Origin of the sequence: Enterobacter cloacae complex sp. P40C2 (assembly GCF_014930695.1) — a bacterium.
GTDB lineage: Bacteria > Pseudomonadota > Gammaproteobacteria > Enterobacterales > Enterobacteriaceae > Enterobacter > Enterobacter pasteurii.
This window is the reverse complement of record NZ_JADBRP010000001.1, coordinates 305,109-329,482: the sequence shown is the minus strand read 5'-3', so window position 1 is coordinate 329,482 and position 24,374 is coordinate 305,109. Positions and strand designations below refer to the sequence as shown.

At 55.4% G+C, this 24,374-nt stretch carries 24 protein-coding genes, 1 tRNA gene and 1 pseudogene; 12 read left to right on the top strand and 14 right to left on the bottom strand.

From position 1 onward, the window contains the following. Window positions 1-16: 16 nt before the first annotated feature. Both IM304_RS01570 and yjdI read right to left on the bottom strand, forming a co-directional pair. Window positions 17-289 (bottom strand): GNAT family N-acetyltransferase, encoded by a 273-nt coding sequence (locus IM304_RS01570; protein ID WP_006811846.1) that lies wholly within the window; start codon window positions 287-289, stop codon window positions 17-19. Window positions 290-299: 10 nt separating this feature from the next. Then, window positions 300-530 carry a 4Fe-4S mono-cluster protein YjdI gene (gene yjdI / locus IM304_RS01565; protein ID WP_148418583.1) on the bottom strand — a complete coding sequence of 77 codons (231 nt, stop codon included), beginning with the start codon at window positions 528-530 and terminating at the stop codon, window positions 300-302. 453 nt (window positions 531-983) lie between these two features. On the opposite strand from yjdI, the gene IM304_RS01560 reads away from it, so the two are divergent. The 7 genes from IM304_RS01560 (at window position 984) to IM304_RS01530 (ending at window position 7,337) form a co-directional block, all read left to right on the top strand. After that, window positions 984-1,172 (top strand): general stress protein, encoded by a 189-nt coding sequence (locus IM304_RS01560; protein WP_022651794.1) that lies wholly within the window; start codon window positions 984-986, stop codon window positions 1,170-1,172. Window positions 1,173-1,262: 90 nt separating this feature from the next. After that, window positions 1,263-1,760 carry a ferritin-like domain-containing protein gene (locus IM304_RS01555; RefSeq protein ID WP_063451964.1) on the top strand — a complete coding sequence of 166 codons (498 nt, stop codon included), beginning with the start codon at window positions 1,263-1,265 and terminating at the stop codon, window positions 1,758-1,760. Between the two features lie 63 nt (window positions 1,761-1,823). Then, window positions 1,824-2,330 carry a ferritin-like domain-containing protein gene (locus tag IM304_RS01550; RefSeq protein ID WP_148418581.1) on the top strand — a complete coding sequence of 169 codons (507 nt, stop codon included), beginning with the start codon at window positions 1,824-1,826 and terminating at the stop codon, window positions 2,328-2,330. A 17-nt stretch (window positions 2,331-2,347) separates the two neighbouring features. Continuing rightward, a complete protein-coding gene (locus tag IM304_RS01545) occupies window positions 2,348-3,220 on the top strand; it encodes a manganese catalase family protein (RefSeq protein WP_148418579.1) in 873 nt (290 codons plus the stop codon). A 69-nt stretch (window positions 3,221-3,289) separates the two neighbouring features. Then, the gene (locus IM304_RS01540) at window positions 3,290-4,693 is read left to right on the top strand and encodes a cytochrome ubiquinol oxidase subunit I (RefSeq protein ID WP_148418577.1); all 1,404 of its coding nucleotides are present in this window, start codon (window positions 3,290-3,292) and stop codon (window positions 4,691-4,693) included. Next, window positions 4,693-5,703: a cytochrome d ubiquinol oxidase subunit II gene (gene cydB / locus IM304_RS01535; RefSeq protein ID WP_148418575.1), complete on the top strand. Its 1,011-nt coding sequence runs from the start codon at window positions 4,693-4,695 to the stop codon at window positions 5,701-5,703. The genes IM304_RS01540 and cydB overlap by 1 nt, the downstream gene beginning before the upstream one ends. Window positions 5,704-5,711: 8 nt before the next feature. Next, window positions 5,712-7,337: an alpha-amylase family protein gene (locus tag IM304_RS01530; RefSeq protein ID WP_193354921.1), complete on the top strand. Its 1,626-nt coding sequence runs from the start codon at window positions 5,712-5,714 to the stop codon at window positions 7,335-7,337. Here the strand turns inward: IM304_RS01530 and IM304_RS01525 are convergent, their stop codons facing one another. The 4 genes from IM304_RS01525 to IM304_RS01510 are packed head-to-tail and all read right to left on the bottom strand — an operon-like array spanning window position 7,338 to window position 9,830. Continuing rightward, the gene (locus tag IM304_RS01525; protein WP_193354922.1) at window positions 7,338-8,324 is read right to left on the bottom strand and encodes an SDR family oxidoreductase; all 987 of its coding nucleotides are present in this window, start codon (window positions 8,322-8,324) and stop codon (window positions 7,338-7,340) included. Window positions 8,325-8,340: 16 nt separating this feature from the next. After that, complete coding sequence (locus IM304_RS01520; RefSeq protein ID WP_148418572.1) at window positions 8,341-8,859, bottom strand: 2-oxo-tetronate isomerase; 519 nt, start codon at window positions 8,857-8,859, stop codon at window positions 8,341-8,343. A gap of 11 nt (window positions 8,860-8,870) precedes the next feature. Continuing rightward, on the bottom strand, window positions 8,871-9,317 hold the full coding sequence (locus IM304_RS01515) for a DUF421 domain-containing protein (RefSeq protein ID WP_148418571.1): 447 nt from the start codon (window positions 9,315-9,317) through the stop codon (window positions 8,871-8,873). Window positions 9,318-9,326: 9 nt separating this feature from the next. Next, on the bottom strand, window positions 9,327-9,830 hold the full coding sequence (locus tag IM304_RS01510) for a hypothetical protein (RefSeq protein WP_176609554.1): 504 nt from the start codon (window positions 9,828-9,830) through the stop codon (window positions 9,327-9,329). 139 nt (window positions 9,831-9,969) lie between these two features. Here IM304_RS01510 and IM304_RS01505 point away from each other — a divergent pair, with 139 nt between their 5' ends. After that, the gene (locus IM304_RS01505) at window positions 9,970-10,359 is read left to right on the top strand and encodes a YdeI family stress tolerance OB fold protein (RefSeq protein WP_148418569.1); all 390 of its coding nucleotides are present in this window, start codon (window positions 9,970-9,972) and stop codon (window positions 10,357-10,359) included. A gap of 61 nt (window positions 10,360-10,420) precedes the next feature. Continuing rightward, window positions 10,421-11,305, top strand: coding sequence for an SDR family oxidoreductase (locus tag IM304_RS01500; protein WP_148418568.1), 885 nt, complete (start codon window positions 10,421-10,423; stop codon window positions 11,303-11,305). A 33-nt stretch (window positions 11,306-11,338) separates the two neighbouring features. Here the strand turns inward: IM304_RS01500 and IM304_RS01495 are convergent. Next, window positions 11,339-13,320, bottom strand: a pseudogene (locus IM304_RS01495) (alkyl/aryl-sulfatase). Window positions 13,321-13,489: 169 nt separating this feature from the next. Between IM304_RS01495 and IM304_RS01490 the strand changes: the two are divergent. Next, a complete protein-coding gene (locus IM304_RS01490) occupies window positions 13,490-13,888 on the top strand; it encodes a hypothetical protein (RefSeq protein ID WP_193355064.1) in 399 nt (132 codons plus the stop codon). Window positions 13,889-13,946: 58 nt separating this feature from the next. Here IM304_RS01490 and IM304_RS01485 read toward each other — a convergent pair whose 3' ends face one another. From IM304_RS01485 to IM304_RS01465, 5 genes are all read right to left on the bottom strand, one after another. Next, window positions 13,947-14,558, bottom strand: coding sequence for an outer membrane beta-barrel protein (locus IM304_RS01485; protein WP_193354923.1), 612 nt, complete (start codon window positions 14,556-14,558; stop codon window positions 13,947-13,949). 100 nt (window positions 14,559-14,658) lie between these two features. Beyond that, on the bottom strand, window positions 14,659-15,288 hold the full coding sequence (locus tag IM304_RS01480; protein ID WP_148418565.1) for a winged helix-turn-helix transcriptional regulator: 630 nt from the start codon (window positions 15,286-15,288) through the stop codon (window positions 14,659-14,661). A gap of 63 nt (window positions 15,289-15,351) precedes the next feature. Then, window positions 15,352-16,527: an OmpP1/FadL family transporter gene (locus IM304_RS01475; protein ID WP_176609550.1), complete on the bottom strand. Its 1,176-nt coding sequence runs from the start codon at window positions 16,525-16,527 to the stop codon at window positions 15,352-15,354. Between the two features lie 197 nt (window positions 16,528-16,724). After that, window positions 16,725-17,075, bottom strand: coding sequence for a hypothetical protein (locus tag IM304_RS01470; RefSeq protein ID WP_193354924.1), 351 nt, complete (start codon window positions 17,073-17,075; stop codon window positions 16,725-16,727). Between the two features lie 19 nt (window positions 17,076-17,094). Continuing rightward, on the bottom strand, window positions 17,095-17,712 hold the full coding sequence (locus IM304_RS01465) for a helix-turn-helix transcriptional regulator (protein ID WP_193354925.1): 618 nt from the start codon (window positions 17,710-17,712) through the stop codon (window positions 17,095-17,097). Window positions 17,713-18,046: 334 nt separating this feature from the next. Here IM304_RS01465 and IM304_RS01460 point away from each other — a divergent pair, with 334 nt between their 5' ends. Continuing rightward, the gene (locus IM304_RS01460; RefSeq protein ID WP_193354926.1) at window positions 18,047-22,426 is read left to right on the top strand and encodes an autotransporter outer membrane beta-barrel domain-containing protein; all 4,380 of its coding nucleotides are present in this window, start codon (window positions 18,047-18,049) and stop codon (window positions 22,424-22,426) included. A gap of 180 nt (window positions 22,427-22,606) precedes the next feature. Next, complete coding sequence (locus IM304_RS01455; protein ID WP_176609546.1) at window positions 22,607-23,251, top strand: LysE family translocator; 645 nt, start codon at window positions 22,607-22,609, stop codon at window positions 23,249-23,251. A gap of 162 nt (window positions 23,252-23,413) precedes the next feature. On the opposite strand, the gene IM304_RS01450 is transcribed toward IM304_RS01455, so the two are convergent. Together IM304_RS01450 and actS are read right to left on the bottom strand one after the other, a co-directional pair. Beyond that, a tRNA-Gly gene (locus IM304_RS01450) sits at window positions 23,414-23,487 on the bottom strand. Between the two features lie 80 nt (window positions 23,488-23,567). Then, complete coding sequence (gene actS, locus IM304_RS01445; protein ID WP_193354927.1) at window positions 23,568-24,308, bottom strand: amidase activator ActS; 741 nt, start codon at window positions 24,306-24,308, stop codon at window positions 23,568-23,570. Window positions 24,309-24,374: the final 66 nt, after the last annotated feature.

The following is a 24,374-nucleotide window of genomic DNA, read 5'->3' as shown; positions in this document are numbered from 1 at the left end:
ATGCCGGGCATCGGCTTCACGCCCGGATATCGTCATACTCCCGCGTGTTATCAAACTCATGCTTCGCAAACGGGCACAGGGGGATAATTTTACGGTTCTCACCGCGCATCTTCTCCACCACTTTTGCCACCAGCTGTTTACCCACGCCCTGACCCTTCAGGCTCGGATCCACATCGGTGTGCTCGATAATGCTCAGATGCTCGCCGGTCGGGACAAAGACGATCTCCGCCACCTGATTACCTTCGGCATCGTTAACGTAAAACTTGTTATGGCCTTCAAGAATATCCATGGTTCCTCGCTTATTTTTGGCGGTACTTCAGCGCACCGCTCGGGCAGGTATCAATTACGCGTACGACAGTTTCTTCATCCACTTCATCGGGTGCTATCCACGGCTTACGCTTCAGGTCGAACAGCTTTGCGCTGCCGCGCACGCAGTTCCCCGAGTGTTTGCAGATCCCGGTGTTGAAGTAGACATCAATTTTCTCACCGGTGTAGGCCCGGTACCCCGCATCCAGTAGCTCCTGATCCATGACATTGCCTCTGTAATTATTGTGGTGACGAATGCAGCATACCCTCACCCGTTACGGCTGACCACGTCAAAAATGACGATCGGACGCGTTGTTTACGGCGCGTTATTTCGCTTCTCACTTAAGAATATTCCGAATACAAAGACGCGCGCCGGTACGATATATTTTTGCGCTACGTCAATTCATGTAATAATTTCCGCCGCGTTCATATTAAGATTATTAGCTAAGCGGAATCCTAACCGCCCGCGTTATTTATCCCTAAGCAATGGATTTACCGTAGATTTTCAAAATCCATAACGAAGCGGTATTTTCCCCTCCCCGCTGAAAATACCGTGAAACGAGCGCAGCGATAAATTTGACTCTTCTCACATAACGACTAATGTTAATTCCTGAACGACAAGTGATACGGTTTTCTTATCGTATCTCCTGACATAAACGCAACATGAGGGTTGATATATGGCAGAACAACATCGTGGTGGTTCCGGTAATTTCGCTGAAGACCGTGAAAAAGCATCAGAAGCTGGACGTAAAGGCGGCCAGCACAGCGGCGGTAATTTCAAAAACGATCCGCAACGCGCATCTGAAGCGGGTAAGAAAGGGGGACAGAACAGTCACGGCGGAGGCCGTAAATCTGATAACTCCTGATCTTATTTAAAGCTCTTATAAATATATCGAGAGCATGCTGCGGGCCTGACGGCTCGCAGTAATTCCCCCTTATTTTACCGGAGCGAATATATGAATATGAAAAGTGTTGAAGACGTATTTATTCACCTCTTATCCGACACCTACAGCGCTGAGAAGCAGCTGACTCGCGCGCTAAGCAAACTGGCCCGCGCCGCCTCCAGCGAGAAGCTGAGCGCCGCGTTCACGGCTCACCTTGAGGAGACGCAGGGACAGATCGAACGTATCGATCAGATTATCGAGCAGGAGTCCGGCCTTAAGTTGAAGCGTATGAAGTGCGTGGCGATGGAAGGCTTAATTGAAGAAGCCAACGAAGTCATTGAGAGTACGGAAAAAAATGAAGTACGTGACGCTGCGTTAATTGCGGCAGCGCAGAAAGTAGAACACTACGAAATTGCCAGCTACGGTACCCTTGCCACCCTGGCTGAACAATTAGGCTATAAGAAAGCCGTTAAACTTCTTGCCGAAACTCTGGAAGAAGAAAAAGAAACCGATCTCAAATTAACCGATCTGGCTGTCGGCAATATTAATCAAAAAGCCCAGAAAGGATAAATTAAAAGTTTGATGAGCATCAGCACCGAAAATTAACCAGAATATAAATCACAGGAGTTAATTATGAATCATGTAGAACACTACCATGATTGGCTACGCGATGCCCATGCGATGGAAAAGCAAGCCGAATCAATGCTGGAATCAATGGCTGGCCGTATTGATAATTACCCGGACTTACGTGCCCGAATTGAACAACACGTTAACGAGACTAAACGCCAAATTACATTGCTGGAGGAAATTCTTGACCGCAATGATATTTCGCGTTCAGTCATTAAAGATTCCATGAGCAAAATGGCGGCGCTCGGCCAGTCCATTGGCGGCATGTTCCCGTCTGATGAAATCGTTAAAGGCTCCATCAGCGGCTACGTATTTGAGCAGTTCGAAATTGCCTGTTACACCTCCCTGCTGGCAGCGGCCAAAAAAGCGGGCGATACCGCCTCTATTCCCGCCATCGAGACGATTCTGGCGGAAGAGCGCGAAATGGCTGACTGGCTGCTTCGTCACATCCCGCAGACAACGGAACAGTTCCTGCTGCGCTCCGACGCGGACGGCGTAGAAGCGAAAAAATAACGGAAGAGGGAGAATCTATGTTTCGACACGTAAAACAGCTGCAATACACGGTTCGCGTTGCCGAACCGAATCCGGGCCTGGCTAACCTTCTGCTGGAGCAGTTTGGTGGACCACAGGGCGAACTTGCCGCGGCATGTCGTTACTTTACGCAGGGACTGAGCGACGACGATCCCGGTCGTAAAGATATGCTGATGGATATCGCGACCGAGGAGTTAAGTCACCTGGAAATCATCGGTACCCTGGTGGGTATGCTGAACAAGGGTGCAAAAGGTGAACTGGCGGAAGGCGTTGAGAATGAAGCGGAGCTGTACCGGTCCATGACCGAGAACGGCAACGACAGCCACATCACCTCCCTGCTCTACGGTGGCGGTACTCCGCTTACCAACTCCGCAGGCGTGCCCTGGACGGCAGCCTACGTAGATACCATTGGCGAACCCACGGCCGACCTGCGCTCTAACATAGCGGCAGAGGCGCGCGCTAAGATTATCTACGAGCGGCTGATTAACGTAACGGACGATCCGGGCGTTAAGGATGCGCTGGCATTTTTAATGACGCGTGAAGCAGCGCACCAGCTCTCGTTCGAAAAGGCGCTTCAGTCGATCCGCAACAATTTCCCACCGGGTAAATTGCCGCCGATCGAAGAGTACACCAACAAGTACTACAATATGTCTGAGGGCGGAGAAGTTCGCGGAAGCTGGAACAGCGATAAGCACTTCGATTACGTGGAATCCCCTCAGCCAGCGGTTGATGGTGGTGACGGTAGCGCAAGCGTAACGCTCACGACGGAGCAGGCCACACTGGTCAAAGCAATGTCTGCGCGCACGAAATCCGATCCAACGGCCGATCCGTTAACCGGCGCCGAGCTTGGCGCGGGTAAGAAAAAACCGTAACCGGTTTTGCCAGGCAGCCTGACGCTGTCTGGCAACTCCCTTGCGCTATCAGTTCCAGAGGTACGGAGCATGTTCGAGCTTGATGCGTTTCATCTTGCCAGGATCCAGTTCGCCTTTACCGTCTCCTTTCATATTCTCTTTCCGGCGATCACCATCGGGCTCGCAAGCTATCTGGTGGTACTCGAAGGAATGTGGCTTCGCACTAAAAACGATGTCTGGCGCTCGCTATACCATTTCTGGCTGAAAATTTTCGCCGTTAACTTTGGTATGGGCGTGGTCTCCGGGCTGGTGATGGCCTACCAGTTTGGCACCAACTGGAGCGGCTTTTCCCAGTTCGCGGGCAGTATTACCGGCCCCCTGCTCACCTATGAAGTGTTAACCGCCTTCTTCCTGGAAGCCGGTTTTTTAGGCGTGATGCTGTTCGGCTGGAACAAGGTCGGCCCTGGCCTGCACTTCTTTGCTACCTGCATGGTGGCGCTGGGCACCCTGATGTCCACCTTCTGGATCCTCGCCTCCAACAGCTGGATGCACACCCCGCAGGGCTTCAGTATTCAGAACGGCCAGGTCATTCCCGAAGACTGGCTGGCTATCATCTTTAACCCCTCGTTCCCCTATCGCCTGATCCACATGTCCATCGCCGCCTTCCTGTGCAGCGCGTTGTTTGTGGGCGCGTCCGGAGCGTGGCATCTGCTGCGCGGCAACGATACGCCCGCCGTGCGCAAAATGTTCTCCATGGCGATGTGGATGGCGCTGCTGGTCGCGCCCATTCAGGCGGTAGTCGGAGATATGCACGGCCTGAATACGCTGGAGCATCAGCCTGCCAAGATTGCCGCGATTGAAGGCCACTGGGAGAACCCGCCCGGCGAGGCGACCCCGCTGCTGCTGTTTGGCGTACCGGATATGGAAGAGGAGCGCACCAAATACGGGCTTGAAATTCCCGCGCTCGGCAGCCTGATCCTGACGCACAGCCTGGATAAACAGGTTCCGGCCCTGAAAGATTTTCCGAAAGAGGATCGCCCGAACTCGCTCATCGTCTTCTGGTCCTTCCGCATTATGGTCGGCATGGGGCTGCTGATGATTACGCTCGGCGTGCTCAGCGTGTGGCTGCGCTATCGCCGTCGGCTCTATCATTCGCGGCCTTTCCACTGGTTTGCCCTGTGCATGGGGCCCGCCGGACTGCTCGCGCTGCTCGCCGGCTGGGTCACTACCGAAGTGGGCCGCCAGCCGTGGGTCGTCTACGGCTATTTGCGCACGATTGACGCGGTTTCTCTGCACAGCACGCTGCAGATGAGCATCAGCCTGCTGGCCTTTATCGTGGTCTATTGTTCGGTGTTCGGCGTGGGCTACGTCTATCTCGCCCGGTTGATTAAGAAAGGGCCGCAGCCCGTCGGCACGCTAACGTCTAATACGTCGGGCACGCCTGCCCGTCCGCTGTCCGCCGCCGAGTCTGTTCCGGAAGAGGAGAAGATCTGATGGGCGTCGATATCCCGGTCATCTGGTTTGCCATTATTGTCTTCGCCACGCTGATGTACATCATCATGGACGGCTTCGATCTCGGTATCGGCATGCTGTTCAGCTTCGTGGGGGATGCCAAAGAGCGTGACGTGATGGTGAACAGCGTCGCCCCGGTGTGGGACGGAAATGAAACCTGGCTGGTGCTCGGCGGCGCGGGGCTGTTCGGCGCGTTTCCGCTGGCCTATGCGGTGATTATCGATGCGCTCACCATCCCGCTTACCGCAATGCTGATCGGCCTTATTTTCCGCGGCGTGGCGTTTGAGTTTCGCTTCAAGGCCACCCCTTCGCACCGCAAGTTCTGGGATTACGCCTTTGCCGGCGGCTCCCTGCTCGCGACCTTCAGCCAGGGGATCGTGGTCGGGGCGATGATTAACGGCTTCGACGTGGAAGGACGGCGCTTTGTCGGTTCGTCGCTGGACTGGTTTACGCCGTTTAACCTGTTCTGCGGGCTGGGGTTAATCGTCGCCTATACCCTGCTCGCCACTACGTGGCTGATCATGAAAAGCGAAGGCGCGCTGCAGCGCCGCATGCGCGAGCTGACCCGCCACGTGCTGCTGGCGCTGATCGCCGTCATTGCGGTGGTGAGCATCTGGACCCCGCTCGGCTGGCAGTTTGTCGCCGAACGCTGGTTCACCCTGCCCAACTTCTTCTGGTTCCTGCCGGTGCCGTTGCTGGTCGCGGTATTTAGCCTGTGGATCTGGCGGCTGACGCGCAACCCCGACAGCCATGCCCGCCCGTTCCTGCTCACGCTGGGCTTAATCTTCCTCGGCTTTAGCGGGCTTGGCATCAGCCTGTGGCCGCATATTATCCCGCCGCGCATTACCCTGTGGGAAGCCGCCGCGCCGCCTGCCAGCCAGCTGTTTATGCTGATCGGCACGCTGCTCATCATCCCGGTGATCCTGGTGTATACCGCCTGGAGCTACTACGTCTTCCGGGGCAAAGTGTCTGATACCGAAGGTTATCACTAAGGATTGCTATGGCAGGCTGGCATACACGCGCCATTATTTATCAGATTGATACCGCCCTGTTTTACGACCTGAACGGCGATGGCTGTGGCGACATCGCCGGGATAACCGCCAAGCTGCGCTACATCCGCCGGATGGGCGCGACGGTTATCTGGATCACCCCGTTTTATCTCACGCCCTTTCTTGATGAAGGCTACGACGTGAGCGACCATTTGCAGGTCGATCCCCGCTTCGGAAAGCTCAACGATATAATCGCCTTTATTGAACACGCGCGGGAGCTGGGGATGCAGGTCATTATTGAGCTGCTGATCCAGCATACCTCGAACGCGCATCCCTGGTTTCAGCAGGCCCGCCGCAGCCCGCACTCCCCTTACCGTGACTACTACCTGTGGTCCGACACGGACGACGACGATACGCCCCCCATGTTTCCGGGCGTAGAGAAAAGCGTCTGGACGTGGGACGACGAGGCGGGGCAATACTATCGGCATATGTTTTACCACCACGAGCCGGATCTCAATCTGGCCTGCCCCGCCGTGCTGAAGGAGGTGGAGAACATCATCATCTTCTGGCTAAAGCTCGGGGTGTCCGGCTTTCGCCTGGACGCGGCGTCGCACCTGACAAAACAAGCCGGGCGCGGGGATGAAAAGAGAGGGCTGTGGATCCTCGAGCACATGCGCCGCCTCATCGAACAGCATAACCCGGACGCAATCCTGCTCGGCGAAGTCGACGTGGAGGTTGAAGCCTACAAAGATTATTTTGGGAAGAACGACCGTCTGAACCTGGTGCTGAATTTCTGGCTAAACAAGTTCTTCTACGTCAGCCTTGCGGAGAAAAGCGCGCGGCCGCTGCGCAACGCGGTGAAGAAAATGATCGTGCCGCCGGACTCCTGCTGTTTCGCCAACTGGCTGCGCAATCATGACGAGCTGGATCTGGACGGGATCGGTAAAAAAGCGAAGCAGACCGTGCTGGACGCGTTCGCGCCCGACGAAGAGATGAGCGTCTACCAGCGCGGGATCCGCCGTCGTCTTGCGCCGATGCTCAACGGCGACCAAAAGCGGCTGGCCTTTTGCCATGCGGTTCTCTTTTCTCTGCCGGGCGTACCGGTCATGCGCTACGGGGATGAGATTGGCATGGGTGATGATTTAGCGCTGGAAGAGCGTTACGCCGTGCGCACGCCGATGCAGTGGGCCCCGTCGCAGGGCGGCGGCTTCTCTGATGCCGACCCGGAGACCTTTATTGCCCCGATGATTGACCACGGCCCGTTCCGCTATCAGAAAATCAACGTAGCGGATTCGCTTTTACACCGCAGCTCGCTCCTGCACCGCATTATCGACATTGCCAATACGCGCTCGGAGTTTCCTGAAATCGGCATCGCGCCGTTTCGTCTTATCACGATCGACAACGACGCGGTGCTGGGGATCTATTACGAAACCGATACGCGCAGCATTCTCACCTTCGTTAACTTCAGCGATAAGCCCGTCACGTTTACCGCTCGCGGGATACGCCATGCCACCTGGACCGCCTGCCTGGCGGACAAACGCTACAGCGACGCCCTGGAGTGCGGCAAAACCGCTGAACTCAGCCTCAGCGGTTACGGCTACCGCTGGTTCTGGACCAATCGTACCGCGCTGCGCTGATCACCTTTTGCGCGAGAACAGCAGGCGGGCCACGATGGCCCCCGTCACGGCAAGGGAGCCGAGCAGCACCTTTCCCGGCACGCCCGAGCTTATGCTGGCGGCGCGATCTTTCGCTTCGTCGGTGAAGCGCCCGTGGATCCTGTGCGGCTCATTCACCGGCCGATCCAGATAATCCTGACGATCGTCCGCATTCAGCGTGGTGGTCATTTGCCCTTCCCAGGCCTTTTTGACCATCAGCCGATCCAGGAAACCGGGGAACAAAAATTGCCCGACAATCGACTGGATAGTGCTGCTGCCCACCCACAGTTCCCGCACCGGATTTTGCGCCACCCTGAAAATAGCGCTGGCGGCCACTTCGGGCTGAAAGACGGGAGGTACCGGGCGCATCGCCCAGGCAAACTTGTTTCTCGCCCACTCAAACTGCGGCGTATTGAGCCCCGGCATCTGCACCATCGCGAGCTGCACCCGGCTGTTTTCATGCATTAGTTCGGTGCGCACGGCGTCGGTAAAGCCGCGAATGGCGGCCTTTGCCCCGCAGTAGGCGGACTGCAGCGGAATGGAGCGGTAGGCCAGCGCGGAGCCAACCTGAATAATCGTCCCGCGATCGCGAGGCGTCATTAGCTCCAGCGCGGCGCGGGTGCCGTTAACATAGCCAAAATAGGTCACCTCGGTGACGCGGCGAAATTCCTCAGGCGTCATGGTGCGAAACGGCGCCAGCACCGCGCCCATCGCGTTATTCACCCACACGTCAATGGCGCCAAGGCGGGACTCAATGTCGCTGGCGGCAGCGGTGACCGCCTCGCTGTCCGCCACGTCAGCCTGAACGGCATACGCGTTGATGCCGAAACGGCGCAGCTCCTCTTCCGTGGAGCGCAGGCTCTGCTCGTCGCGGGCAATAATGCCCACGTCATAGCCCGCTTTGGCAAAGTGCAGCGCCGTGGCTTTCCCCACGCCCGCCGTACCGCCGGTGATGACGATGACAGCCATAGACTTCCCCCTTGCTTTAGCCGTTATCCCAGCCGGATAGCTTCTCAATCAGTTCAGACAGCGAATAACGCACCGCTTTTTCGACAACGTCCTGACACTCGCCGGAAAACAGCACGGTGCTGGTTTCCGTCTGCCCGCGAAAGCTCCAGCCAAAGCAGACCGTCCCGGCCGCCGTGCCGTCATCTCCGCCTTCCGGACCGGCATAGCCGCTGATGGCGACGCCGATATCCGCCCCGGCTATGTCGCAGATGTTGGCTGCCATCTCGGTAACGGTTTCTTCGCTGACGGCGGTGAAGCGCTCCAGGGTTTCGGGCCGCACGCCGAGGATCTTCTGCTTCGCCGCATCGCTGAACACCACCATGCCCACGTCATAAAATTCTGCCGTATTTTCTTCCGCGCAGAGGGCGACCGCCAGGTTACCGCCGGTACACGACTCCGCGGTGGTCAAACGCAAACCTCTGTCGGTAAGCGTGCTGGCGAGCTTTTTCGTCAGCTCGCCGATCGTGGTGTTGTTATCGTGAATAAGGTTGCTCATGCCGTTGCCCCTTAACTCTTTTCAGGAATAATGGAAATATGGCCATTACGTTCAAGAATAGCGTACTTAATATCTTTAAACTCGGTTATGCCGTGATTCTGGCGTGCAGAAACCAATATATCATCGCAGGATACATCGACTTTTTTCAGCTTATCCGCAATGGGAATACCGTTCTCAACCAATATTACCGGCGTGCCATCAAGAACATTCTCAACCGAGGAGGAATATTTTTTTATCAGGCCGAAAATTATATCTACCACCACCAGCGTTGTTATTGTAATCATCGCCCCGGTGACGGAAAAATCCTCGCCAAGCAGCGCCTGCTGCGTAGCCTCGCTGATAATTAACAGCAGGATAAGATCGAAGCTGGTCATTTGCAGCAGGGCCCGCCGCCCGGCAACTTTAAACACGATAACCAGAAACAGGTAAATTGCCAGGGCACGAAAAACCATGTCCATATTCGACTCCTACGGATAAATAAACTGCCAGAAGCGAATATCTGGCTCGCTGTTTACGCGGATGCTGTTTGTCCACTTCCCAGCTTTTGTCGGCGTGATGAATAACAAAACGGTAAATTTATCGTTTTGCTGTAAGCGATCGTAAACGAGATACAGGGTATTTCCCCGGCTGTACATGCTGTCCGGCTGCGGCCAGACGCTGCCAGGCTCATACACGTCGCTGCCTTCGCTGGTCAGGCTGACGGTGTATTTACCGGCGGACGTTACCGGGAAGGAGAGCGCCATCCGCGACTCGGTTTGCCGACGCCCGAAGCGTTCATACTCCAGCGTCAGGGATTTGGCCGCGTTTGTTTTTTCAACGTCGCTTACCGCACCGCTGGAAAACAGACCGGCAATCGCCGCCACGATAATAGCTAACAGCACAATAAAACCGACCTGACGAAATGCATACTCAAACGTCAGTAAACGATTACTTTCCTTTATCCCGGGCACTTTTTCATTTTTTGGTTCCATGGCTGTGGTCACCGTTTCGCTTAATTGCCGAAATTTATGATTTTACTGCGCAAATGCTTTTAAGACTTATCACATTTGCCACATAAAGGAATAGCAACAATACTTAATAAGTCAAGACATGCAAAATGAAGGATATCAGATGAAATTATCAGCCATTTCAGCTTTGTTAATATTAATAATCCCTTCTGCATGGGCAGATAATAACGGCGGGTTACAAAAGGGAGAAGCGCCTCCACCGCCGCACGCGCTGGACAGCGGTTATCGCGGTACCGACGACGCGCGCATTATGACCATAACTCAGGCGAAAGAGATGCACGACGGTGCCTCTATTTCGCTGCGCGGTAATCTTATTGACGGGAAGGACGATAAATACGTATTCCAGGATAAAACCGGAAAAATAGACGTTATTATCCCGAAAGCGGTATTTGACGACAGAACCGTAGAGCCTGACAACATGATCAGCATTAGCGGCTCGCTCGATAAGAAATCAACACCGCCCGTTGTGCGAGTCGATCGCCTGCAAAAATAATTCAGCGAAGCGTTAACGCTGTAACTATCCATCAAATCTCACCCCTAACAAGGAGTTAGCTATGAGTGATAATGAACAACGTACGAACGCTTACCCAACGCCTCCTTTCCCGGAACAGCCGCAGACGCCACCGGGCCTGGCCTCTGAAATGGAACCTGTTCCCGATCACGGCGAAACAAGCTACAAAGGGCATGGACGGCTTAGCGGTAAAAAAGCGCTCATCACCGGGGGCGATTCCGGCATCGGACGCGCGGTGGCTATCGCCTATGCCCGCGAAGGGGCAGACGTCGCCATCAACTATCTGCCTGAAGAGGAAGAAGATGCGGCTGAAGTCATCGCCCTGATTAAAGCCGAAGGGCGCAATGCCGTCGCGCTGCCGGGCGACGTGCGGGACGAAACCTTCTGTCAGAACCTCGTGGAGCAGGCCGTCAGCAAGCTGGGCGGACTCGACATTCTGGTGAATAACGCAGGCCGCCAGCAGTATCGCGAGTCGCTGGAAGAGCTGACCACGGAAGATTTTGACGCCACGTTCAAGACCAACGTTTACGCGCCTTTCTGGATCACCAAAGCGGCGCTGCGCCACCTGAAAGCACCTGCGTCCATTATCAATACGTCTTCTGTTCAGGCGGTACAGCCGAGCGCCGTGCTGCTCGATTATGCACAGACAAAAGCCTGTCTGGCGGTATTTACCAAAGCGCTAGCAAAACAGCTGGGTCCGAAAGGGATCCGCGTTAATGCGGTCGCGCCAGGTCCATACTGGACCGTGTTGCAGCCGAGCGGCGGTCAGCCGCAGGAAAAAGTGAAGCATTTTGGCGAGAGTACGCCCCTGGGGCGTCCCGGCCAGCCGGTTGAAATCGCGCCGCTGTACGTAACGTTAGCCTCTGACGAATGTTCGTATACCTCCGGGCAGGTGTGGTGCTCGGACGGGGGCGATGGGACTATCTAAAGCAAAAGGCTGCGAAAGCAGCCTTTTTTACGTTTAAGGGGTGACGACAGGAAACCAGAAACTGAAGCTCCCCATGCAGCGCAGCATTTCATCGACCTTTGCGGCATTGCCGGCGATCGTCACCTCACCTGCCTGCTGCGCCTTTTTCAGCGTGGTCTCCCTGAGGATGATCCTGTTCAGCGTCTCGCGGCTGAGGGTTATGGTCGCGTCCGGATCTTTCGCCAGCGCGTTGGCGCTATGATTCAGCACGCCGTTCTCCAGCTCCAGCCTGTACGTTCCGCCTTCACGGCCTAAATCCACGTTAAAGATCCCTTTCGCATTCGCCGCCCTGATGCCGTTAAGGTGAACGCCGAAGTAATCAAAAATCATCTCCGTCGACATGGCGCGGACCGCATCCGGGCTGGCGGTTTTGGGCGTCGGCATTTTCTTTACGCCGTAACGCAGCTCCTGCGCGCCGGATAAATAGGCGTTACGCCACGGCCCTGACTCGGCCTGATATCCCAGCTGTTCGAGCGCGTCCGCTTCCAGCTCGCGCGCTGCCTTATTATTCGGATCGGCAAAGACGACCTTACTCATCACCTGCGCCACCCAGCGGTAATTGCCCCGGGCATAATCAATACGGGCTTTTTCAAGGATCGCGCTGGCTCCGCCCATGTAGTCGACATACTTTTTCGCCGCGTCCACAGGCGGCAGTTCATCGAGCGACGCCGGGTTGCCGTCGAACCAGCCGAGGTAGTAGACATAGGTGGCTTTGACGTTATTGCTCACCGAACCGTAATAGCCGCGGCCTGCCCAGGATTTCGCCAGCCCGTAGGGCAGCGCGAAGTTAGCGGCGATCTCATCCCGCGTCAGCCCTTTATTTGCCAGCCTCAGCGTCTGGTCGTTGATGTAACGGTAAATATCCCGCTGGCTTTTCATCAGCTTCACCACGTTTTTATTACCCCACGTGGGCCAGTGGTGCTGCGCCATGATGATTTTCGCTTTATCTCCCCACCGGTCAATGGCGCTATTGATGTACTTCGACCACGCCAGCGGATCGTGAATTTTGGCTCCGCGCAGGGAGTAGGTATTGTGCAGCGTGTGGGTAACGTTCTCTGCGGCTTCAATGAGCTTTTTCTCTTCCAGGTACCAGAGCATTTCTGACGGCGCTTCCGAACCCGGCGCCAGCATAAAGTCATAGGTCAGGCCGTCGATAACCGCTTTCTGGCCGTCTTCGGTAATATAGTCGGTGGGGGCGATCAGCGTCACCGTACCGGCAGAGGTGGTGGTTCCGAGACCGGCCCCCACCTGGCCCTTCGCGTCGGGCTGCAGCAGGTTGCCGTGGATATAGCTGGCGCGGCGGCTCATCGCATTCCCGACCATGATATTTTCCGATACCGCTTCTTCCATAAAACCAGCGGGGGCGTAGACCTTCACTTTGCCAGACGCGACGTCGGCTTCATCGACTACGCCACGCACGCCGCCATAATGATCGACGTGGCTATGGGTGTAGATCACCGCCACCACCGGACGTTTACCCCGGTATTTAGCGTAAAGTGCCATGCCCGCTTTGGCCGTTTGGGCAAGACCAGCGGATCGACTACGGCGATCCCTTCTTTCCCCTCGATGATGGTCATGTTCGACAGATCGAGGTTACGGATCTGGTACACGCCCTCCGTCACCTCAAACAGGCCGCCGATATTGTTCAGCTGGGCCTGACGCCAGAGGCTCGGATTGACGGTACCCGGAGCTTTTTGCCCTTCTTTGATAAAAGCGTATTGCCGTGGATCCCAGATAACGGTGCCTTTTTCGCCCTTAATCACCGCCTGTGGCAGCGGGGCAACAAAGCCTTTATGTGCATTCCGGAAATCGGTTTTATCAAAGAAGGGCAGCTGGCCATACAGCGCATCGTTGTTTGCTTTCGTATAGGCAGTGGCTTCCTTCGCCTCCTTTTTTGCCAGAACAGGCAAGGTGGCCAGCGAGGCCGATAGCAGACCAGCAACGACCATTCCACTAACGAGCGTTTTAAGCTTCATATATCCTCGAGATGTCATATTCACGCTGGTGGCGTATGGGGGAAAGGAGGCTATCACCTGGCTTTTTTTTTGACTAAAGAAAGAACGTTTATAAATAAACAACATTATTCTTCAGCTGCTACCGCCGTCAGGGATAATAATGCGTCATTTTATTTCCCGGAGTTATTCGATGAAGAGCCTGCCTCTCTTTTTGGCTATATTTATCCTGAGCACATTATCAGGATGTAGTTCTCCCCCGCCGGAAAAGGTGGAACAGATTAACCATCTGCAAATCCCGCTGGTGCTGCCGGGAGAAAAACCGGCTGCGACAGATATTTCTCATATTGCGTCGCTGTATCAGGATAATAAGCAGCAGATTGATACATTAACGCACGCGCTGAAATCAAAATATCTTCAGAACACGAGCGCAAAAGAAATTTTTGTTTCGGACAGTGCCGTTCAGCGCGTTTATGCCTCGCTGACCAAACTGGAACAATTAGATATGGTTAATCAGCAGTACCTGAAGGATAAAAACATAACGGGGCTGCAGAATATTCATATCGTACTTAAGCCGCTTATGGCCGGCTGAACGTAAAAAACCCGGCATTCTGGCAGCCGGGTTTTTATTCGGGGACCTGTCACGCGCTTCAGTCGTACTGACCGAAACGATAGCTTAGCCCTGCGGTGACGGAGCTCAGGTCGCTGCTTACGCCAATCTGGTTAGCGTTACCCACATTGCTGACCCACTGGTACTCGAGACGGCCAGCCCAGCTCTTGTTGAACGCGTATTCAGTACCGACGGCAACAAGCGGGCGCACGCCTGTTTCAAAACGATTGTGACCACTTACATCGGATTCAGCACGATAGCCCATCGCACCGGCACGACCGTAGATATCCCAGTCGCTGCTCAGCGCGTAGCTGGCCTTCAGGGACATTTGCAGGCCCTGCGCCTTCATCTGCGCTCCCGCACCGTGCTGGCCTTTTATCTGCATATTGCCTAAATAATCATAACCGCCTTCTACCGCAAGCCACGGGGTAATCTGGTAACCCGTATAAACACCGCCACCAACATTATCATGGTCAAAATCAAAGTGGTCGGAATGAGTATTATCCTGCGCTTTTGAACCCGTACTGGTATCAAAATAGTGGGACCAGCCGAATTTCGCTCCGCCATACCATGTGCCCGCATCTGCGGCGGCAAACGCGGAAGTAGCGGAGAATGCGCTAACCATAACCAAAGCGATAACTGTCTTTTTCATAAATATACCGTTTACTTGATAAAGATAAACTTCAGGAAGCAAACGATATAGAAAAATAACGGCAGCGTTAATTTGATTTCTGTTTAATTTTAAATTCCCGCTAGAATGACTCGGGCAAATGCCGGACTTCAAGCAGATATCCACCGCGCTTAAAGGCGATATACTCTCCCTGCTTAAGAGCGGACAATACGTTGAGAATACTGCTGCGTGAAAGCAAAGTACGATCCTGAATGTATTCCAGAATAGTGGTGCGCATACGCGCCTCTTCAGGGAGCAAAATCATCTCCTGAAGATGGTTACGAATAACGGAATAGGTACGCTGCTGGAGTACCTGGGCATCGCGAAATATTAAATATGCCGTGTGGTATGAAAGCAGCGCCGCGACATCTTCCCAGACGCCCCTGGCGCGAAACAGCGCTGCCGCCTCGTCCGCATCGATACGCAAAATGGTCGACTCCCTCTCCGCACGCAGAAAATGCCCCTGCGTGGGCTGGATCATCTCCGCAATGCCAAACAGATGCGGCTCGTAGACGGTTACCACCACCAGCCCATCGGAGGCGCGCAGCAGCGACAGCTCCCCTTCAAGAAAGAGATACATCTGCTGCTTCCCTTTCCGTAACCAGGTGAGGCGCTTGCGGGGGACCACTTTCACCTTCTCCGCTATCGGCTCAAGGATAGCGGTCAGTCTTTCGATAGAGCGTTCTGGCCGAACGGGCGGTAAAATATGCATGGCGCAACCTTCCGACATTAAGTACCTGCCATTATAGACCATATATTTTAAGCGGTTAGCAGATCAAAACTGATAGCTATAGTTAACGCTGGCAAACCAAAGATAAGGTTGGTTGTAGCTTCCGGCAAAGATATCCGGCGATTTCACGCGCGATGACTGCATGTGAAGGTACGAAACGGCAACACCAATATTGCTGGCCGGGGTGATCTGATACTGCGCCCCCGCCCCGAACCGCCACTCATCGCCGGTAGGTAAGGTTAAGGCCACATCGCTCTGGCTTTCATACGGCGAGCTGTCAAACGCCACGCCGGCGTTGAGTCGCCACTGAGCGGTTGGGCGATACTGTACGCCCGCCGCGCCGTGCCAGGTATCCTTCATGCGGCTGACGTTATTCAGCCGCTGGTCACCCAAGACGATTTGCGGTGCACCGAACTGGCTCCAGTCCTGCCAGCCAAGATCGCCCATCACCGACCACTGAGCGTTTATATCGTGAACGAGGCTGAGCATAATTTGCTGCGGCGCTCGGACCTGTGCCGATACCGGCAGATCGTATGCACCGCCTTGCAGCCGAGCTTTACCGTCAATATTGAAGCGATAGTCCGTCTCGCTGTTCCATGTAATACCGGCCCGCGTCTGGTCAGTCAGCTGCATCAGCAGCCCGAGCCGATAGCTCATGACCCAGTCCTCGTCATGCTGCCGATAGTCGTTATCGTTGACGTTGCGGGTCAGCGAGAAGTATCCGTAATTGACGTTGGCAGAAGCCCCCAGCGAGAGACGGTCGTTGAGCTTATAGGCCAGGGACGGGCTGAGCGTCATCGCCACCATGGTGCTCTTTTTGATCAGCCTGTCGCCCGCCCAGCTGCCGTAATCGATCCCCAGGCCATAGTTGCCGTAAAGCCCGATCCCGGCATACAGGTTATCGGTCATTTTCTGACTGTAAAAAGCGCTGGCATTCGGAATGGTTTTCATCACGTCGCCGGGGCTTTGATGGGCATCGTTATCAAGCTGGTTATCGATGGACCCATCCATCACCTGTAACCCACCGGTCACCATATGCTCCGGTAACCGCGTCATGCCGGCAGGGTTGGTCATGATGGTGGAGGCATCCTGCGCGCGAGCCGCCTGCCCCGCGCCGGCAAGCGCGGTATCTTCGGTGCCAGCTTCATAAAAATAAAGGGCGCTGGCATGAACACTGGAGGAGGCTAACAGGCCAGCGCACAGGAGGAGTCGTGTTTTCATCTGCGATCCGGGAAATAAAGAATTTGCCGACAGATATAACAGGGGGAAAAGCGTCCGTAAAAAGAAAGGGGGTTTAATTTTAAATTATCGGAGACAGAAGCCGGGCGGATTCAAAACCTCGCAGCCCAGCGCGCGACGAAAGCCGATCTCAAGAAGAGCATTGAGAAACGAGGTGAATAGCCCGTAAATTCTGGTAATTAGCTCAGAACGTGCTGCTGGCTGCGAAGATAGGTTTCAATCGCCATCCACTCCGTCAGTCGCTTATAGAGCAGCAACAGCCTGCGCGGCAGGACAGTGACCAGCTGCTGTTCCGCATCACCCTGCATAGCGCCGTGAGAGTGCCTGTGGCCGATTTCGCGACAGAGCATGTTGGTTAAAGACAGGAGCTGATAATAATCCCTGCGTAACACCCGTGGCATATCATGCAGGGTTATGTGGCACAAGCACTCGCTATAAATACGCTCCTGTCGCGCTTTAATCTCCGCATCCTCTGCAAGAATCAAGAGCGCGGCCTCCAGCCTTTTTTGTACGGCAATCATTTTATCCATTTAATGAGCCCCTTGCGGCTTATACGCTGTGGTCGAACTTTTTATAAAGCCCGGTCAAATTAGTGACCGCGAATTTTCGATAAATATTGCGCCGATGGTGGCTGACGGTTTTGCCCGTCAGATCCAGGTAGCGCGTAATCTCTTTATTCTTTTTTCCTGACACAATATAAGGCAACAGCATCGTTTCCATACGCGTCAGGCGTTTTTCTTTTTCAAGGTGGTGCCAGCGGCTATTTTTGACAATCGTCACCTGCTGATCTTCAAGCGCAAAATGGGCAAGACAGGCGCTAATTTTACGTACGGCGATTTTACAATCGATGGTGCAATCCGCAATGGTATTAATAAGAATATTTTCTATCGTGCTGTCATAGCAGACGTCGCGGGTAACAAGAATAAAATGACTGTTCTCGTAGCGATTTTTTATTTCCAGCAAACTGTTCAGCACGCTGATATCCGACTGGCCATAATCCACCAGGACGGCTTTAGCGCGCAAAAGATCCTCTTTTTTGACAAGTTTAATATCATCGATATACAGCACCTTTTTGAATGAAGGTGCCTCAATCCTCATGCTTTCTGCCAGCGCGGCAAAGCCCTGCCTGAAATATCTACAGGATGTCACAACTATAATCATCGCCATTACCCTATCATCACTGTGGATATAAATATAATCAGTGAGAATCTATTTAATTTCAATTACTACTTTTCGCGAGATTATAAGAATATTCCTAAGCAATAAGAGGCAATTCGTGCGCTTCCTCGCAAATTACCGCAATTCGTTAAATTATTCACATGCAATTACAGCGGGATATATTTGCTGATGAGACTTTTCCAATAATGAGTAGACCAATCTGACCTTAAGCCATATTCCCGTGTGTTATGCTGCAAAATGTAACGAAGGATTAATCCGTGTATACGTTTTTATATTTGCGTAAGCGAAATAAACGGCGTAGCGCTATATAGAGGGAATTAAAATGACGGAATCATTTCAACTGACGAAAGTCGCCGCAAGTATGAGCATGATATTAGGTGGCAGCCTGATGCTGGCTCCATCGTTTGCCAACACCTGCACTACCTTTTCAGCCGCCGGAACCTGCGGATTGACCGAATACCAGATGACCTCAAAACTGGATCCCGTGCCGACGGCCTGGTATTTTACCCAGCCAACCCAGGATGCAGCGATTAACGGTCAGGCCAAAAAACAGAATATCTATTTCGCCAGCGGCAGCTCTTCCCGTCAGGCAAGCGACGTGCAGCAGCTTAGGGTGGACGGCGCGGATCTCAGCGGGTATTACATCAACGCCAGTAAAAACGGCTCGGCCGCGATAACCCTGGCCAACAACGCTAAGGTAGACTGGCTTGAAGCCGGGGGCGCAACGACCCACACCAAAATCATTATCGATGACTCTACCCTGAACGGCGCCAGCACCCAGGTGGATTACGATAAGACCGCCAGAACGCCGACGTTCTCGAAAAATTATGCTAAAGGCTACGCCATTTACCTCTCCGCCGGCGACAATGGCAACACCGATATTGATATCCAGAACGGCAGCGTTATAAACGGCAAGATCCTGGCCGGCGGGGCGGGAACACACGATATTACCCTGCGCGACAGCCGCATTCAGGGCGGCAGCATTCTGCTGAGCTCAACCAAAAATGACAACACTATCTCCGTTATAAACAGCAGCATCGACACCACCGGTGCCGTGACCGCCACGGACAACGCCATCAATATCACCAACGGCTCAACCCCCGATAAAACGCACGCGGTGACGATTGATAACAGCCGCATCACAGGGTCGGTCAATATTGCCAGCACCGGCAGCACCAACGCGCTGAGCGTTAAAGACTCCACCATTAGCAAAACGATCCAGGCCGACGGTAACGCCGTGACGATGAAGAACGGCGCGACCACCCTGCTGACCCTGGACAACAGCGAGGTGAGCGGCCATGCCCTGCTGTCCGGTACAGGAAGCATCACCGCCTCGCTGGCCCAAACGCGCCTTCACGGCAATCTTACCGCCAGCAAGGCGGCACAGGTTGCGCTGGAGATAACCGCCTCGACGCTGGACGGCATCCTCGACGCCAGCGCGGGCAGCGACGCCGCCCTTAACGTCACCGACTCCACCCTCGGCAATTCCGACCAGGCCGACGGCACTGCCCTGAGCCTGAAGGGGGAGAAAACCGCCGTTCTGACGCTGAGCAAAAGCGGCGTGAACGGCCATACCCTGCTGGAGGGCAGCGAAAGCGTCTCTGCAACGCTGGATAACGCGCAAATCAGCGGCAGCCTTGTCGCCAGCGGCGCGGCCAGGACGACGCTGGATATCACCCGTTCGACCGTGAAGGGCAACATCGAAGCAGGCCAGGGCAGCGTGGATCTGCACCTGACCAACAGCACACTCGGCGGCGACGTTAACCTCGCCAGCGACGGCCAGACGGCAAGCGACGTCTGGCTGGACAATAGCCGCGTGGCGGGCCACCTGTACGGCGGCGGTGCGGCCAGCACCCTGCATCTGGCCGCTATGCCTACCTTTGAGGGAGCCCAGTTCAGCCGCTTCGGTACCCTGGAGGTGACCGGCGATACCGTTCTGAACGGCGGCTTTACCAATAATAACGTCGGATCGGCCCTGACCGTAAAAGGGAACACCGTCACCGCTCCGGTGCGGCTGAGCAGCGGCAAGCTCACCTTCAGCCACACCCGGCTGGTTGCCGATACGCTGGCGCTCAGCAGCGGAGCCTCGCTTGATCTGACCAACCACAGCCAGCTGCAAACCCGCGCCGACCAGCTGTTCAACGCCGCGGCCAGCTCCACCGAACCGGTGAAATACAACGATACCGGAGCGCGCACCCACCTTACCGACAGTACCCTGATCCTGACCGATGCCGCCTATCAGCTGGATTACGTTAAAGGGGTAAACGGCCTGCTGGGCCAGAGCCAGGGTAACGCGCTGGTGATGCTCGGTACCCTGAAAAATCCGGAGAACGCCAGCGGTACCGCCAGCGTGATCGACGCCGCCATCACCGGCGCGGTGCTGGCCAATACCCAGGTCACCTCTGCTAAAAACCAGCTCTACATCGGCGCGGAAAGTGCCCCGTCCGACCAGGCCATCGCCGTGCCTACGGGCTTTGGTGCCTCGCAGCTGCGCTTTGAAGGAGAAGGCAAGCCGTCTGTGACCATCGGCAACGCTCAGACGCTAACCCTGACCGGCGCGGCGGGCGCCCTGATCGAGGTCGCCGGCGCGCCGCAAACCCCGGTTGCCGTAGCGGTTAATAACGGCACGCTGAATCTCGGCGTGGCGGCCATGCAGGACGTAACCGCGCACCTGACCGGCACCGTCACCATCGCTCCGCAGGGCACCATGAACGTCGTTGCGGGCGACCATACCCTCACCTCCGGCGGCACGGCTGCCGGGATCGTCAGCAGCGGCCTGCTCAACGTGGCCCATCAGGCCACCCTGCACGCCGACGTGGCGCTACAGGATCAGGGGCAGCTGGCCGTAACCGGCGCGCTGCTTGCAGGCCAGCTTACCGCCGCCGAAGCGTCGCAGATCGCGGTTGGTGACAGCACCGCCGCCGGGTCGCTGATGGCAGAGCGTCTTGATCTTCAGGGTGCCCGGCTGTTTATCGACCCGGCCTGGACATCGGGCGGCACCCTGGCGGATGCCTCCCGGGTGGCAAGCGGCGGCAGCGAGGTTAACGGCCGCGTAACCGTGGGGCAAAACGCCCTGCTGGTGCTGGGGGATACCTCCACCGCCGTGGCCGAAGCACGCTTTGCGGACAGCGGGCTACGCTGGGGTGAAAACGCCATCACGGCGGCGGTCTCCATACAGGCGCCGCAGTATCTCAACGCCGCCCAGGGCGGGCTGCGGGTTGACGGCGCTCTGACCGGCAGTTCAGCCGACCGTGACGCCGCCTTTAACCGCGTCGATTTTGCCGATCGCTCTCTCCTGATGCTCAGCACCAAAGAGATGACCAACGGCCAGGCCGCGCTGAATGCCACCGACGGCAGACTGAGCGTGGCGGACAGCGCCGCGCTTTATGTCGCAGATGCGAAGGCCAACCAGACCTATGCGGTTGCCAGAGGCTTTAGCGACGTCAGCATCGCCGGAAACGGCTGGCAGAATGAGAACCTTCTGCTGAATAAACTGCTGACGGCCACGACGCAGGAGCGTGATGGCGAGGTGCTGGTCACCACCCGGGCACGCGCCGCACAGGACGTCCTGCCGGGGGTGGTCACCGCACACGCGCTGGATCGGCTTATCGCCAGCGGGGAAAACTCACGCACGGCCACCCAGGCGGGCGCGCGTTATCTGTCCGTTGCCATCGATATCCCGCAGGCGAGCGTGGAGGACGTGGTGAGTACCGTTAACAGCGCGGCGCAAATCGCGACGGCGGGAGGCGTGCAGCATAATACCTGGGCGGCGGGCAGCGCGGCGGTGGATGCCGTGATGGAGCGTAACTCCGTTGCTAACGCGGCGCTGCAGCCTGCTGACACCGACGCCAGCGTCTGGGTTCACGCTCTGTACGGCAACCCGCGCAGCAGCGATCTGCGCGCCGGGAACCTGAGCTACGGGCAGGACAGCAGCTTCTACGGCTTAATGATGGGGGGAGACAAGGCCTGGCAGACCGATCGCGGTACGCTGCGCAGCGGCGCGGCGTTTCATGCCGGTAACGGCGACAGCGATTCACGCGGTGACGTCAGCGCTACCCATAATGATTTCAGCTTCTGGGGCATAACCCTGTACCAGAACTGGAGTCAGGATCGCTGGAACCTGACGGGCGACGTCAGCCTGACCCAGACCAGCAGCAACGTTGATCAGAAACAGCCGGGCTGGATGGAGGCAGGCGGCAAGCTGAAGGCAAACGTGGACGGAATGCTGTTCAGCGCGGGCGTTCGGGGCGAGTACCTGATCGAAACCAACGTGATGGATATCATCCCCCATGCAGGCGTGCGCTATAACCAGCTCACAACCGATGCCTTTGATACCAAAAACAGCCAGGATGAACGCGTCTTCCATACCGATAAAGGCACGCAGACAATCTGGCAGTTCCCGGTAGGGGTGAAAGTGGCGAAAGCCTTCTCGCTGGATTCAGGCTGGACGCTGAGCCCGCAGGCCGATGCTACGGTGGTCGCCGTCAGCGGCGACAGGGAGAGTCAGAACACCCTGCATACCGTTGGCATCAGCGCCAGCGATACCATTCGCGCTGAGATTATGGACGACACCGCCTTTAACGGCCAGCTGGGAATAAAAATGCAGAAACGCAATATGACGTTCGGCGTGGGATATAACGTTAATGCCTCCCAGCACGACACCAGTCAGACCGTGAGCGCTACCTGGTCGCTCGCCTTCTAAACATAAAAAGCCACATACTCACGTATGTGGCTTTTTAAAGTATCTCTTACAGAACGCTGATGTTGAGTCCTGTTATGGCGCTGGCATACGTACACGCATAAGAATACAAACCCACATTTACCGCATAAAAATTCAGTGCTAGCATGAGAGATCTTACACTTGTGTTATCTGGAGCTGGCTATGCTGGACATAACTCATTTCGGGCTTTTTGCCCTGTCTGTACTCCTGCTTTCCGTTACCCCTGGGCCTGATATAGCCTACGTGGTCGGTCAAAGCGTGGCGAATGGTAGACGGGCGGGAATTATCTCTGCCGCCGGGGTTGCATTAGGTAGCTGTACGCATGCGGTTGCAAGCGCCGTAGGGTTAACCGCACTGATCGCAGCGTCGCCGGTGATGTTTACCGTTATTAAGTATCTCGGTGCAGCTTATCTGGTGTATCTCGGCAGTAAGATGATTTTGGGAACCCTGACGAAGCAAACCTCGGATCGCAGCGAAGCAGACGCCGTTAAAACAAAAGCGACCCATGCGAGTCTGCTCACTAAAGGTTTCATAACCACCTTAACCAACCCGAAGGTGCTGCTGTTCTTCATCTCTTTTTTCCCTCAATTCGTTTCACCCGGTGGCGAGCACAATGCGGCTTCTTTTCTGGTCCTGGGGATGACCTACGCGCTGATCGCTTTTATGACTGATTTAACGTTCGCCGTGCTTGCTGGTAGTGCCGCTGGCGCCGTTTCACGAAACAGAAAGCTGCAGAAATTGCTGGATCGAATTGTTGGCGTAACATTTATTGGGTTAGGTCTACGACTGGCGATGACTCGCCGTTGAGAATAAGGGCGAACAGACCTTTACTCCTGGGGCTATGAAAATTATGCCACAAACCAACCCCGCAGCTGATGCGGGCGTAGAACAACAGGTCGTTTCAGCAGTACTTGCTAAAGCAGGGCGACATTACTCACTGATGAATGAAAAGTGGATATACCTGGAGAATGGAGCGGGCGAAGGGAATCGAACCCTCGTATAGAGCTTGGGAAGCTCTCGTTCTACCATTGAACTACGCCCGCTTTGAGGTGCGTAAGGCATTATAGACCTTACGCTTCTTCATACAAGCCTCTGCGTCACTAAGTGGCGATTAAATAATCACTTAGCACTTCGGTTTACTGCCCTGCGCAGGAAGATAACGTTGCGGATCGATGGCCGTCGCCTTGTAGCGGATCTGGAAGTGCAGCTTCACCGTATCTGTGCCGGTGCTGCCCATGGTCGCAATCTTCTGCCCTGCCTTCACGTTCTGGCCGTTGTTGACCAGCATCGTGTCGTTATGCGCATAGGCCGTAATATAGTCCTCACCGTGCTTAATCATGATCAGGTTGCCGTACCCGCGCAGCTGGTTGCCGACATAAACCACCTTCCCGGCGCCGGAGGCATAAACCGGTGTGCCGCGCGCGGCAGCGATATCAATGCCTTTGTTACCGCCTTCAGAGAGTGAGTAAGGGGCCACGACTTTTCCGCTTGCAGGCCAGATCCAGCAGCGCTGTCCGACCGGCGGCCACGATGATTTTGGAACCTGGTAGGATGGCGTTACCTTAGCCGTTTTGCGCGTTGAGGACTTTTTACCTGTGGATGAACCGCCGTTAACCTTGAGTTTCTGCCCTATCTCAATGGTATACGGTGGGGAGATGTTATTCAGGCGTGCAAGCTCCTTCACGCTGGTTCCCGTAGCGCGTGAGATGCGGTAGAGCGTATCCCCGCGCTTAACGGTATACACTGCACCAGAATAACTGCCCATATCCGAAGATTTACTCCCCGAGCATCCAGCCAGAAATAGCGTCAGCGTCAGGCAGAAAACGGCAATGATGGGATTTCTCGTCAGGCTTCCTGCAAACAAAACAGCTCCTCGGTCAGCGTGAATGGCGCACTATGATAGCAGCCCAAACTGATGCGGGTCATGCCC

What these genes read in the sequence shown, in the direction of transcription:
- IM304_RS01570 (WP_006811846.1), bottom strand. Translation starts at nt 289, where the DNA reads ATGGATATTCTTGAAGGCCATAACAAGTTTTACGTTAACGATGCCGAA.
- yjdI (WP_148418583.1), bottom strand. Translation starts at nt 530, where the DNA reads ATGGATCAGGAGCTACTGGATGCGGGGTACCGGGCCTACACCGGTGAG.
- IM304_RS01560 (WP_022651794.1), top strand. Translation starts at nt 984, where the DNA reads ATGGCAGAACAACATCGTGGTGGTTCCGGTAATTTCGCTGAAGACCGT.
- IM304_RS01555 (WP_063451964.1), top strand. Translation starts at nt 1,263, where the DNA reads ATGAATATGAAAAGTGTTGAAGACGTATTTATTCACCTCTTATCCGAC.
- IM304_RS01550 (WP_148418581.1), top strand. Translation starts at nt 1,824, where the DNA reads ATGAATCATGTAGAACACTACCATGATTGGCTACGCGATGCCCATGCG.
- IM304_RS01545 (WP_148418579.1), top strand. Translation starts at nt 2,348, where the DNA reads ATGTTTCGACACGTAAAACAGCTGCAATACACGGTTCGCGTTGCCGAA.
- IM304_RS01540 (WP_148418577.1), top strand. Translation starts at nt 3,290, where the DNA reads ATGTTCGAGCTTGATGCGTTTCATCTTGCCAGGATCCAGTTCGCCTTT.
- cydB (WP_148418575.1), top strand. Translation starts at nt 4,693, where the DNA reads ATGGGCGTCGATATCCCGGTCATCTGGTTTGCCATTATTGTCTTCGCC.
- IM304_RS01530 (WP_193354921.1), top strand. Translation starts at nt 5,712, where the DNA reads ATGGCAGGCTGGCATACACGCGCCATTATTTATCAGATTGATACCGCC.
- IM304_RS01525 (WP_193354922.1), bottom strand. Translation starts at nt 8,324, where the DNA reads ATGGCTGTCATCGTCATCACCGGCGGTACGGCGGGCGTGGGGAAAGCC.
- IM304_RS01520 (WP_148418572.1), bottom strand. Translation starts at nt 8,859, where the DNA reads ATGAGCAACCTTATTCACGATAACAACACCACGATCGGCGAGCTGACG.
- IM304_RS01515 (WP_148418571.1), bottom strand. Translation starts at nt 9,317, where the DNA reads ATGGACATGGTTTTTCGTGCCCTGGCAATTTACCTGTTTCTGGTTATC.
- IM304_RS01510 (WP_176609554.1), bottom strand. Translation starts at nt 9,830, where the DNA reads ATGGAACCAAAAAATGAAAAAGTGCCCGGGATAAAGGAAAGTAATCGT.
- IM304_RS01505 (WP_148418569.1), top strand. Translation starts at nt 9,970, where the DNA reads ATGAAATTATCAGCCATTTCAGCTTTGTTAATATTAATAATCCCTTCT.
- IM304_RS01500 (WP_148418568.1), top strand. Translation starts at nt 10,421, where the DNA reads ATGAGTGATAATGAACAACGTACGAACGCTTACCCAACGCCTCCTTTC.
- IM304_RS01490 (WP_193355064.1), top strand. Translation starts at nt 13,490, where the DNA reads ATGAAGAGCCTGCCTCTCTTTTTGGCTATATTTATCCTGAGCACATTA.
- IM304_RS01485 (WP_193354923.1), bottom strand. Translation starts at nt 14,558, where the DNA reads ATGAAAAAGACAGTTATCGCTTTGGTTATGGTTAGCGCATTCTCCGCT.
- IM304_RS01480 (WP_148418565.1), bottom strand. Translation starts at nt 15,288, where the DNA reads ATGCATATTTTACCGCCCGTTCGGCCAGAACGCTCTATCGAAAGACTG.
- IM304_RS01475 (WP_176609550.1), bottom strand. Translation starts at nt 16,527, where the DNA reads ATGAAAACACGACTCCTCCTGTGCGCTGGCCTGTTAGCCTCCTCCAGT.
- IM304_RS01470 (WP_193354924.1), bottom strand. Translation starts at nt 17,075, where the DNA reads ATGGATAAAATGATTGCCGTACAAAAAAGGCTGGAGGCCGCGCTCTTG.
- IM304_RS01465 (WP_193354925.1), bottom strand. Translation starts at nt 17,712, where the DNA reads ATGGCGATGATTATAGTTGTGACATCCTGTAGATATTTCAGGCAGGGC.
- IM304_RS01460 (WP_193354926.1), top strand. Translation starts at nt 18,047, where the DNA reads ATGACGGAATCATTTCAACTGACGAAAGTCGCCGCAAGTATGAGCATG.
- IM304_RS01455 (WP_176609546.1), top strand. Translation starts at nt 22,607, where the DNA reads ATGCTGGACATAACTCATTTCGGGCTTTTTGCCCTGTCTGTACTCCTG.